General features: G+C 61.1%; 5 protein-coding genes. 4 read left to right on the top strand and 1 reads right to left on the bottom strand.

Going from position 1 to position 12,464, the window contains the following annotated elements:
- The first annotated feature begins 155 nt into the window (after nucleotides 1-155).
- Nucleotides 156-3,212: a TonB-dependent receptor gene (locus tag ABQZ00_RS05885; RefSeq protein ID WP_323537364.1), complete on the top strand. Its 3,057-nt coding sequence runs from the start codon at nucleotides 156-158 to the stop codon at nucleotides 3,210-3,212.
- A 109-nt stretch (nucleotides 3,213-3,321) separates the two neighbouring features.
- Here ABQZ00_RS05885 and ABQZ00_RS05880 read toward each other — a convergent pair whose 3' ends face one another.
- Nucleotides 3,322-4,917, bottom strand: coding sequence for a phytoene desaturase family protein (locus tag ABQZ00_RS05880; protein ID WP_323537365.1), 1,596 nt, complete (start codon nucleotides 4,915-4,917; stop codon nucleotides 3,322-3,324).
- A gap of 379 nt (nucleotides 4,918-5,296) precedes the next feature.
- Here ABQZ00_RS05880 and ABQZ00_RS05875 point away from each other — a divergent pair, with 379 nt between their 5' ends.
- From ABQZ00_RS05875 to ABQZ00_RS05865, 3 genes are all read left to right on the top strand, one after another.
- On the top strand, nucleotides 5,297-7,399 hold the full coding sequence (locus ABQZ00_RS05875; RefSeq protein WP_323537447.1) for a M13 family metallopeptidase: 2,103 nt from the start codon (nucleotides 5,297-5,299) through the stop codon (nucleotides 7,397-7,399).
- 305 nt (nucleotides 7,400-7,704) lie between these two features.
- Complete coding sequence (locus ABQZ00_RS05870; RefSeq protein ID WP_323537366.1) at nucleotides 7,705-9,807, top strand: M13 family metallopeptidase; 2,103 nt, start codon at nucleotides 7,705-7,707, stop codon at nucleotides 9,805-9,807.
- 393 nt (nucleotides 9,808-10,200) lie between these two features.
- Nucleotides 10,201-12,303: a M13 family metallopeptidase gene (locus tag ABQZ00_RS05865; RefSeq protein ID WP_323537448.1), complete on the top strand. Its 2,103-nt coding sequence runs from the start codon at nucleotides 10,201-10,203 to the stop codon at nucleotides 12,301-12,303.
- Nucleotides 12,304-12,464: the final 161 nt, after the last annotated feature.

Here is a 12,464-nt window from a genome sequence, read left to right as displayed (position 1 = left end):
CGAATTCCTCACTTCGGATGCGGATCCCGCCTATTTCATTAATAAATCGTTTCAACTGCTTGCGCTGCAAAGCAGACATTCATTACGTTCGGGTTAAGGCCATCTGACTTCCCGATGACCGTCACCTTATCCGTACTCCAGTTGAAAGGTCAGGAATGAGCAATCAGTTTCGTCGCCAAGTCCTCAAGCGCACCGCTCTCGCCGTCGTGCTCGGTGCTTGCCTAACCAACGGCGCGGTCTACGCGCAGAGCACCACCGGCAGCATCTACGGCAGCGCTCCCTCCGAAGCCGGCAGCACGATCGTCGTGCAGAGCGACACCGGCCTGAGCCGCACCATCACCATCGACGCAAACAGCCGCTACAACCTCGGCTCGCTGCCGGTTGGCGCCTACACCGTCACCCTGAAGCGCGGCGACCAGGTCGTCGATACCCGCAAGAATGTGCAGCTGCGCGTCGGCTCGGGCACCGAAGTGTCGTTTGCAGGCGCCAGCGCCGCAGGCAACGCCGATGCGACCACGCTTGGCGCGATCACGGTCACTGCCGCCAACGCACCGAAGATCGATGTCAGTTCGACCAGTTCGCGTTCGGTGATCACCTCCGAGCAGCTGGCCACTCTGCCGCTGGGACGCAGTGCAGAAGCGATTGCGTTGTTGGCGCCGGGTGCGGTCTCCGGTAGTGGGGCTTTTAGCAATGGCTCGCGCTCGGTCGTTTCTTTTGGTGGCTCGGGCGTGACGGAAAATGCCTATTACATCAACGGCTTCAACGTCAGCAATCCGCTGAGCAATCTCGGTGGCGTCAGCCTGCCATACGGGGCAATCGACCAGCAGGAAACATACACCGGTGGCTATAGCGCCAAATACGGCCGCTCTACCGGCGGCGTAATTAATCAGCTGGGCAAGCGCGGCACCAACGAATGGCACTTTGGCGTGCAGGCCATCTGGGAACCGGATTCGCTGGCCAGTTCGCCTGGAGACGTTTGGTTTCCGAACAAGACGCTGCCAGCAAACTACAAATACACCAACGCTGACCAACCCGGCACACTGTTCCGCCGTTCAAAAAACGACACTCAGACCCGTACCGTCTATAGCGCCTACGCAGGCGGCCCGCTGATCGAAGACAGATTGTTTATTTTTGTCGCGGGCGAGACGGAAAAAACAGAAGGCGTGTCCACCAACTCGGTTACTTCCAGCATCCAGGGACGCAACAATTACGACTACAACACGCCAAAGTTCTATGGCAAGTTGGACTGGAATATCAACGACAGCAATATCCTCGAATACACGCGAGTTCAGAATACCGATCGACGCGCAGGGTATTACACAGCCTTCGACTACGACGGCCTGGTTGGCGGCGGAGCAACTGGCACCTTCCCCGACACCAACAAGATCAAAGACACCTACGACATCTTCAAGTACACCGGTTATTTGACCGATGATTTGACCCTGAATGCAACGTGGGGCCGCAGCAAGCAGCACAACCAGCAGTTCAATCCGTTCATCTCGGACTTGCCGTTCCTGGGTAGCGTGACCAATCAAGACCCTGCACTCAATGGCGGCACGCCGATCCGCAACGACCAGGCAACCAACCGCGCCAAAGCAGACGACCCGGTCAACAAGACCCGTAGCCTGCGTTTGGAACTCGAATACCGCATCGGCAACCATGACCTGACCGCAGGCGTGGACAACATGTACTTCAATGCCTATGACGAGGGCGTACGTACGACCGGTCCTGGCTATCAATGGATCTATGGCAAGCAATCCAACCCGAATGTGCCGATCAACTCCGCATTGGGTGTTGGCCCCTCCGGTGGGCAAGGCTATTACGCACAACGTCGCATCTTCACAACTACCACCAGCATGGCGGTCGAACAGAAAGCGTATTACCTGGAAGATCGTTGGCAGGTCAACGACAACTGGCTGGTGACGCTTGGTATCCGCAACGACCAATTCACCAACTACAACAGCGACCACGTGCCCTACGTAGATAGTGGCGATCAGTGGGCTCCGCGTCTTGGCGCTAGTTGGGACGTATTCGGCGACTCTTCGTTGAAGATCTTCGCTAACTTGGGTCGCTATTACCTTGCACTGCCCAATAGCGTGGCAGTGCGCGGTGCATCGGCATCCACCTACACCGACGAATACTTCACATATACCGGCATTGATGCAAACGGCGAACCAATCCTTGGCACTGCACTTGGCCCTGGCCCGGTTTCCAGCAATGGCGAATACGGCCTGGCCCCTGATCCAAATGCTTTTGCGCCGACCGATTTGAAATCACAGTATCAAGATGAGCTGATTCTTGGCTTTGAAAAGACGCTGGGCGACAGTTGGAATACCGGCGCAAAAGTCACCTATCGTAAATTGCAGACCGCTATCGACGATGTTTGCGATACCGGCCGCATTGCAACCAAGCTGACAGCTGCTGGCATCGATTCGGATACGGTGTCCATCCCAGGCTGCGTGATGTTCAACCCTGGCGAGACCAACACCTATAACTTGGCTAATGTCGATGGCTCGGGCTACACATCTGTCGGCATGTCCCAATCCGACTGGGGCTTCACAGACAAAGCGAAACGCAGCTATGTTGCCGTGGACCTATTCCTTGAACATCCATTCGATGAGAAGTGGTATGGCCGTGTCGATTACACATGGTCGCACAGCTACGGCAACACCGAAGGTCAGGTGAAATCCGACATCGGCCAGTCCGACGTCTCAAAAACGCAGGACTGGGATTCGGCTGAATTGATGTACTACGCGGGCGGCAGCCTGGCGAATGACCGCCGTCATCAGCTGAAAGCTTTCGGCGCCTACCAGATCACACCCGAATGGATGGCGTCGGCCACGCTGCGGGTGTTGTCAGGCACCCCGAAATCCTGCCTGGGTTACTTCGGAACCGACGCCAGCGACCCGATTGGATACGGTTCGGGTTATCACTATTGCGGCGGATCGCCGTCTCGACCTGGTGACGCGGGGCGCACCCCGTGGATCAAAAATCTCGATCTCGGCGTGACCTATCGCCCATCCTTTGCAGATCACAAACTTGCGTTGGGTCTGCAGGTCTTCAACGTTATCAACGATCGCTCGGTGACGCGTATCGATAGTACCTACGAAGACGACAGCTTTACGGTTTCCAACACCTATGGAATTGGTACACAGCCGTATTTCTATAACACTCCGCGCTATGTGCGCCTGTCCGCATCCTACGATTTCTGATCGCAGGCACCGGAAGCGTCGTCATGACGCTTCCGGTGATGTAATGCTTTGCTCCAAAGCCCTGGTTTTCAGGGCTTTTTTTTGCGTCCGCTGGTCTGCGCCATAGGTCTTACCTACCCAAAATCACCCGCGCAGCATTATGTCCAGGCGCCCCTGTTACCCCGCCACCAGGGTGTGTTCCCGCGCCGCAGAGATATAAACCCGGAACCGCACCGCGATAGGCACCCTGCCCCAGCATCGGGCGTGCGCTGAACAGTTGGTTGAGGCTGAGCGCGCCGTGGAAGATGTCGCCGTCAATCAGCCCAAAGATACGTTCTAGATCCAGTGGACTCAGCACCTGGCGGCCCAGGATCGATGCGGTAAATCCCGGTGCGTAGCGCTCCACGGTGGCGATCATCAGATCGGCGACTTCGTCACGATGGTCGTCCCAGTGGCGGCCATCTGGCAGTGTGGGTGCAACGTGCTGACAGAACAGGCTGGCCACATGCTGGCCAGGCGGTGCCAGCGAGTCGTCCAGCGTGCTGGGTATCAGCAATTCGACCACCGGTTCGCGCGACCATCCCAAGGCGCGTGCGTCCTGCCAGGCGCGGTCCATGTAGTCCAGACTCGGCGCCAGGATGATACCGGCAGTGAGATGGTCGCCGGCGCCGGGCAACGCAGTGAAATCGGGAAGACGCGACAGTGCAACATTCATGCGGAACGTGCCGGATCCGCAGCGGTAATGGACGATGCGTTCGCGCGTGGCCTCTGGTACGTCCTCGGCTCGCATCAAACGCTGGTAGAGCAACTTCGGGTTGACGTTCGCAACCACGGCACGCGCGCGCAGCGTTTCGCCATCGACCGTCATCACGCCCACCGCATGCCCCTGCTCCACCAACACTTGATCTACCGCACAGCCGGTGCGAATCTGCGCGCCGTATTCGCGCGCACTGGCGGCCATCGCCTGGGTGATGGCGCCCATGCCGCCGATCGCGTGGCCCCAGGCGCCTTTGACGCCATTGCTTTGCCCGAACACGTGATGCAACAACACGTACGCCGTGCCTGGTGTGTACGGGCTGGCGTAATTGCCGACGATGCCGTCGAAGCCGAATAACGTCTTGATCGGTGCGCTTTCGAACCAGCGATCCAGATACTCGGCGGCCGAAATGGTGAACAGGTCGAGCAGGTCTTGTCGCAACGCAAGCGTTAAGTCCTGCAGCTGCAGACCCACTTTGCCCGCGCGCCACAGCTGCGGCAACGCCTGCAACCATCCGCCCTCGGTCACATTCGGCGGCGCCTGCAATGCCAATGCGCGCAACACGTCGGCCAATCGCTCCAGGTGCGCTTCGTACGCTGGCAGTGCAGCTGCATCGCGCACGGAGAACTTGGCGATTTCTTCAGCGGTGCGCCCCGCGCCAGCCAGCAGATACTCGCCATTGGGCTGCGGCAAAAAATTATTGATGCGGCGCGCAACCACGCGCAACCCATGCCGTTCCAACGCGAGATCGGCGATGACCTTGGGCTGCAACAACGACACGGTGTAGGACGCGACCGAGTTGCGGAACCCCGGGTGGAACTCTTCGGTAACAGCTGCGCCGCCAACGACATCGCGCGCTTCCAGTACCCGCACGCGTTTGCCGGCCCGGGCCAGATACGCAGCGCATACCAGGCCATTATGGCCGGCGCCGATGATCAAAGCGTCCAACGGTTGGGAAGCGGTAGGCATGCAGCCGTATATATCACCGCTTGCGCAGCCGGACCATTCGAGCAATAGCGGCCGCCTCGATCGCGATGCGCTGTCCGACGCGATGCGCTGCCCGCTCACCTACCTAGACATCGACGACCAGGCCAAGCGACCACGAGTGTGGTCCGGAGCCGCGGCGCGTGGAACGCGCCAGCACCGGACTGCCGCTAGGTGCAGTCCCATGCGCGCGCAGCGGCACGCAAGCGCACCCCGAACCCGCGTTTCTACACACCCCGCATCCATGACCTTCGACACCATGCCTGTCGGCTGGCGAGGCGTAGAGTGCCGGCCACAGCCCCGTGACGGGGCTTCCCAATCGACTGTCGCTCCTGGAGCCTTTGTGATTCGAACACCTCATCTATTGACGCTGACCCTGGCCGTAGCGGCCGCGCTGAGCGGTTGCAAGAAGTCCGACGACGCCGCGCCTGCGGCTCCGGCTGGCGATACTGCAGCGGCCGCGCCCGCCGCGCCCAAGACGCTGACCCTGGACCAGAGCAAGCTGCCGGCGGTGAACCAATTCACCGCGGCCGATCTGGATGCCAATGGCAACGCCTGTACCGATCTGAACGCCTACGCAAACGCCAAGTTTCTGGCCGCAAATCCGGTGCCGGGCGACCGCACCAGCTGGGGCGCGTTCGAAATGCTCGACGAGCGCTCCAATGCGATCCAGCAGCAGCTGGCCGAACAGGCCGCAGCCGACACCGGCGCCACCGGTGTGGAAAAGATCGTCGGCGACCTGTGGTCGACCGGTATGGACGAAGCCAAGATCAACGCCCAGGGCATCGAGCCGCTGAAACCGCAGCTTGGCGCCATCGACGCCATCAGCGACCAGGCCAAGCTGGTCGACTATCTGCGCAGCAGCGCCGCCAAGGGCGACAACGCGCTCTTCAGCTTCGGCGCCGAAGCCGATTTCAAGAAGTCCAGCCAGAACATCGCCTACGCCATGCAGGGCGGCCTGGGCCTGCCGGACCCGGAGTACTACACCAGCGCCGGCAACAAGGCCAAGCTGGAGGCATACCAGGCGCACATCGCCAAGGTGCTGGAGCTGTCCGGCATCGCGGCAGCCGATGCCACCGCGCAGGCCAAGCAGGTGGTCGCGTTCGAAACCCGCCTGGCCAAGGTCTCCAAGACCAGCACGCAGATGTCGCGCGACGCCTCGCTGGCCTATAACCCGATCTCCCCGGCCGATGCCGACAAGCTGACGCCGAATTGGTCGTGGACCGAGTTCTTCAAGTCGCAGGGCGTGACCACGCCGGAGATGTTCTCGCTGGCGATCCCGGCCTTCCATCAGGAAGTGAGCAAGATGATCGCCGACACCGACCCGGCGATCTGGCGCGCTTACTTGCGCTTCCACACCGTCGATAGCGCGTCGCCGTTCCTGAGCCAGCCGTTCGTCGATGAGAACTTCGCGTTCTACAACAAGACCCTGCGCGGTCAGAAGGAAATCAAGCCGCGCTGGAAGCGCGTGCTGGCCACCATCAACGGCCAGGCCGGCGAAACGCTGGGCCAGATGTACGTCAAGGTCGCCTTTCCGGCCGATTCCAAGGCCAAGATGGAAACCCTGGTGACCAACCTGCGCACCGCATTGAAGGCGCGCATCGAGAAGCTGGACTGGATGAGTCCGGAGACCAAGGCCAAGGCGATCGCCAAGTGGGAAAGCTTCACGCCCAAGATCGGCTTCCCGGACAAGTGGCGCGAGTGGAACGGCCTTGCCACCAGTCGCGATAGCTACCTGGGCAACGTGCTGGCCGCGCAGGAATTCAACTACAAGTGGAACCTTTCCAAGGTCGGCAAGCCGGTGGACAAGACCGAATGGGGCATGAGCCCGCAGACGGTCAACGCTTATTACAACCCGCTGCAGAACGAGATCGTGTTCCCGGCCGCCATCCTGCAGCCGCCGTTCTTCGACCCGAATGCGCCGGAGGAAATGAACTACGGTGGTATCGGCGCGGTGATCGGGCATGAAATGACGCACGGTTACGACGACCAGGGCAGCCGCTTCGGTGCCGATGGCAACTTCATCCCCGATCCGGGTTGGTGGACGCAAAAGGATCTGGATGCGTTCAAGGGCCGTACCAGCAAGCTCATCGCGCAGTTCGACGGCTACCGCACGCCGGCTGGCGACAAGGTCAAGGGCGAGCTGACCCTGGGCGAAAACATCGCCGACCTGGGCGGCCTCAACACCGCTTACGACGCTATGAAGACCGCTACTGCCGGCAAGGACGACCCCAAGACCGACGGCATCACCCGCGACCAGCGCTTCTTCCTCAACTGGGCCACGGTGTGGCGTCGCAACTTCACCCCGGAAGAACTGGTAGTGCGGTTGAAGACCGACCCGCACGCGCCGGCCAACTTCCGCGCCATCGGTGCACCGTCGAACATGCCGGCATTTGCCGCCGCGTTCTCGTGCAAGGCAGGCGATGCGATGGTGCGTCAGGGCGATCAGCAGGTCGTGATCTGGTAATTGCGCACGCGTGGTAAATCAGGCGGGCGGCGATCGAAAGATCGTCGCCCGTTTTTTTTGATTCTGTCGCTTTTTCTTTTGCCTGGTAGGTGAATCACGCCGGCCAGCCACATGCATTGCGACCGACAACAGCTCAACCAATCGCTTCAAGCATCCGACCGCCGCCCTCGCGGCACACTGCACGCGGTTGGACCTGCATCCATCACGGTATCGGCGCATAAGCCTCAACAAAGCTCAACGTGTACGCAGGCAGGGCCGCGCCCGCTTATGCTCGGCGTTCCTCGTTCCTTCCACGGCCGACGTTCATGCCATTGTTCAAGACTTCCACGCTCGCCGTTGCACTGGTTGTGGCCCTGGCAGGCTGCAAGCGCAACGCCGAAGACATCGGCACGCCGGCAAACACCGCGCCCCAGACATCTGCGGCTGTCCCTGCCGCCCCGGCAACGCCTGCGTTCGACATCAGCGAACTCGGCCCAGCAGCCAGCGCCTGTCAGAACCTTGACGAATTCGTCAACGGCAGCTGGGCAAGCACCAATCCAATTCCGCCCGATCACACCAGCTGGGGCGTGGACGAAATCCTGTCCGAAAAAAGCAAGGCCATTCAGCGCAACATTGTTGAAACTGCCGCCGCCCAGCCGGGCAAACATGCAACGTCGCTGGAGCAGAAAATCGGCACGCTCTATGCCGCCGGCATGGACGAAGCCGCCATCGAAGCAGCTGGCGCCCAGCCGATCCAGCCACAACTGGACGCCATTGCCGCATTGACGTCCGGCAAGGATGTCGCCGGTTACATCATCAGCCGTCATGGCGAAGGCGATGCGCAGGTGTTCGCATTCGGTGCAGGTGCGGACTTCCACAACGCCGCGATCCAAATCGCCTTTACGCAGGAAGGCGGTCTTGGCCTGCCGACCAAGGACTATTACACCGACGCAGAACACGCGCCCATCCGCGCGGCCTACCTTGCCTATATCGCCAAGTCGTTCGAGCTCACCGGCAGCACCGCCGATGCCGCCAAGACGCAGGCGAAGGATGTACTGGCACTTGAAACGCGCCTGGCCGCCGCATCGCTGGCACCGGTGGACGCACGCGAACCCAAGAACCAGTACCACCTGCTCAGCATCGCCGAGGCTGACAAGCTCACACCGCATTTTTCCTGGAAGGATTTCTTCGCCGCCCAGGGTGTGGACGCCGGCAGCGGATTCTCGCTGGCACAGCCGCGCTTTTTTGCTGCGTTCGACCACGAGCTGGCCAGCGCGCCCGTTGCGCAGTGGCAAGCCTACCTGCGCTTCCACGCCATCGATGGCGCCTCCCCGCGACTCAGCAAGGTCTTTGTCGACAACCAGTTTGCCTTCTATGACAAGACCCTGTCCGGGCAGCCGGAACAGCTGCCGCGCTGGAAGCAAGTCCTGCACGCGGTCAATGGCTCAATGGGCGAAGGCATGGGTCAACTCTACGTCGCCAAGGTGTTTACGCCCGAGGCCAAACAGCGCGCCGGCGAGCTGGTGGACAACGTCCGTGCCGCGCTCAAGACGCGCATCGAAAACGTCGACTGGATGAGCGCGGAGACCAAAGCCAAGGCCATCGCCAAGTGGAACACCTTCCTGCCCAAGATCGGTTACCCGGATACCTGGCGTGACTGGTCCGGGCTGGAGATCGTCCCCGGCGCGTATTACCGCAATCTGCAGGCAGCGGCCAAGTTCAACTATCGCTACGACATCGCGCAGATCGGTAAACCGACTGACCGCACACGTTGGCAGATGACCCCGCAGACGGTCAACGCGTACTACGACCCTGGCACCAATTCGATCAATTTCCCTGCGGGAATCCTGCAGCCACCGTATTTCGACGCCGCCGCAGACGATGCATTGAACTATGGCGGCATTGGCGCGGTGATCGGTCACGAGGCCAGCCATGGGTTCGACGACGAGGGCAGCCAGTTCGATGGTGCAGGCAACAACGTCAACTGGTGGACGGCCGAGGATCGACGCAAGTTCGAGCAGCGCAGCGCGCAGTTGGTCAAACAGTTCGATGCCTATACCCCACTGCCGAAACACCCGACACTGCACGTCAACGGCAAGCTCACCCTGGGCGAAAACATCGCCGACCTGGGCGGCACCAACGTGGCCTACGACGCGCTGCAGACCGCCCTGCATCAGCATCCCGAGCGGGCAAAGGCGATCGACGGCTACAGTCCCGAGCAACGTTTCTTTCTGGCTTTTGCGCGCAGCTGGCGTCAACGCGTGCGCGAGCAACAGCAGATGGTCGCCCTGGCCTCGGATCCGCACGCGCCAAGCATGCTGCGCGCCATCGCCTCTCCCGCCAACATGCCGCAATTCGCCACTGCCTTCGCCTGCAAGCCGGGCGATGCGATGGTGCGGCCCGACAAGGACCGCGTGGTGATCTGGTAAGCGCGGCTGCAAGCGCTCCGCTGCTGGACCCACTGCATAGGCCCGCTCACGCGGGCCTATCGCATTCGTTGCAAACGGCCGGTACCGATGACAGACGACAGCGCGTACGTGTCTGTGCAGCAAGCTGCCTTGATCACCCGGCACCTTGGGTTGGCCACTCTTGTTCTCGATGCCGCCATCGGCACGCTGACCTTCGCTCCTCGTTGGGTCGCCGTTTTCTTGCGGGTATCGGCCAGTGCCGCCAGGTACCGCCAGCCCTGCACTCCTCCCACCAGGCATCTGCAGCCGCTGCGTGAACCGCGGCTGCCAGCAAAGCCTCAACAAAGCTCACCGCATGCGCCCGCAAGGCCGTGCCCACTTACGCTGGGTGCTCTTTCACCCGACTGAGCTTCCATCTCACCGATCAAGACCTCCACGCTCGCTCTGGCACTGGTTGTGGCCTTGGCGGGCTGCAAGCGCGAAGCCGACGACAGCAGCAAGCCGGCGCAACCGGCTGCGCCGACGCGCGCATCGGCAACCGCCGCCACAACGAAACCCTCGTTCGACATCAGCGAGCTGGACACGGCAACAAGCGCTTGCCAGAACCTGGATACGTTCGTCAACGCCAAATGGGCCAAAGCCAATCCGATTCCAGACGACCGCTCCAGTTGGGGCATGTTCGACGCACTAACGGAAAAGAGCCTGATCACGCAGCGAGAGATCGTTGAAAGCGCCGCGAAGCAGGCAGACAAGCAAACCGACCCGCTTGCACGCAAACTTGGTCTGCTCTACGCCACGGGGATGGACGAAGCCGCCATCGAAGCGGCGGGAGACCAGCCGATCCGTCCGCAGCTGAAAGCCATTGAGGCGCTGAAATCCGCCAAGGATGTCGCCACCTACATCACCAGCCGCTATGCGGAGGGCGATGGCAATGTCTTCGAGTTCGGCGCGAGCGCGGACTTCCACAAGGCAGACCAGCAAATCGCCTTTGCCAGCGAAGGTGGCCTGGGCATGCCGACCAAGGACTACTACACTTCCGCCGAATACGCTCCCATCCGTGCAGCCTATCTGGCCTACATCGCCAAGTCGTTCGAACTCACCGGCAGCGATGCCGACGCGGCCAAGGCGCAAGCCAGGGACGTGATGGCACTGGAATCGCGACTGGCTGCCGCCTCGCTTACCCCAACCGATGCACGCCAACCCAAGAACCAATACCACTTCGTCAGCGTTGCCGAGGCGAACAAGCTCACCCCGCACTTTTCATGGAAAGACTTCTTCGCCGCGCAAGGCGTGGATGTCGGCGCAGGCTTCTCGCTATCGCAACCGCGCTTCTTCGCGACGTTCGACCAGCAATTGGCCAGTGCGCCGATCGCACAGTGGCAGGCCTACCTGCGCTTCCATACCATCGACGCGGCATCCAGACAGCTCAGCAAGGCATTCGTCGACAACAGCTTCGCCTTCTATGGCAAGGCCCTGTCCGGACAACTAGAGCAACGCCCACGTTGGAAACGCGTGCTGCGCGCAGTCGACGGCGCCATGGGCGAAGGCCTTGGCCAACTCTACGTCGCCAAAGTGTTCACGCCTGAAGCCAAGCAACGCGCGACCGAATTGGTCGACAACGTGCGTGCAGCGCTCAAGACGCGCATCGAAAACGTCGACTGGATGAGCAACGAAACCAAAACAAAGGCGCTTGCAAAGTGGGAAGCCTCCCTGCCCAAGATCGGCTATCCGGACACCTGGCGTGACTGGTCGGGGCTGGAGATCGTTCCCGGTGCCTACTACCGCAATCTTCAAGCCGCAGCCAAGTTCAATTATCACTACGATATCGCCCAGATCGGCAAACCCACCGATCGCAAGCGTTGGTCGATGCCTCCGCAGACGGTCAATGCGTACTACAGCCCAAGTACCAACACCATCAATTTCCCGGCCGGCATCCTGCAACCGCCGTTCTTCGATGCCAACGCCGACGACGCCCTGAACTACGGCGCCATCGGTGCGATCATCGGGCACGAAGCCACGCATGGATTCGACGATCAAGGCAGCCAGTTCGATGGCGCGGGCAACAACGTCAATTGGTGGACTGCGCAGGATCGCAAGGCATTTGAGCAACGTGCAGACGGCTTGGTGAAGCAGTTCGATGCCTATGTTCCCTTGCCCAGTCACCCCAACATGCATGTCAACGGCAGACTCACCCTGGGCGAAAATATCGCCGACCTGGGCGGTATCAACATTGCCTACGACGCGCTACAGACCGCACTGCGTCAGCATCCTGAGGGCGTTGCGACTATTGACGGGTACAGCCCCGAGCAGCGGTTTTTCCTGGGCTTTGCGCGTAACTGGCGTGGACTCACACGCGAGCAGCAACAGCTGGTCTACCTCGCAAGCGACCCCCACTCACCCGACAATCTGCGGGCCATCGCCGCACCTTCGAACATGCCGCAGTTCGCCACCGCGTTTGCGTGCAAACCTGGCGACGCAATGGTGCGGGCTGAGAAAGACCGCGTGGTGATCTGGTAGGCACTGCGCGAGTCACTACCTGCAAACGCTTCCAACACGATAGCTACACGCACAGGCCCGCACCCGCGGGCCTGTCGCATTCATGCAAACGGCCGGTACCGATGACGAACGGCTGCGGGCGCCCGCCTGTGCGAGGCGCAGCCTTGCTAAACTTCGCCGAC

The organism is Xanthomonas sp. WHRI 10204 (assembly GCF_040202875.1).
GTDB lineage: Bacteria > Pseudomonadota > Gammaproteobacteria > Xanthomonadales > Xanthomonadaceae > Xanthomonas.
This window is presented reverse-complemented; position numbering and strand designations above follow the sequence as displayed.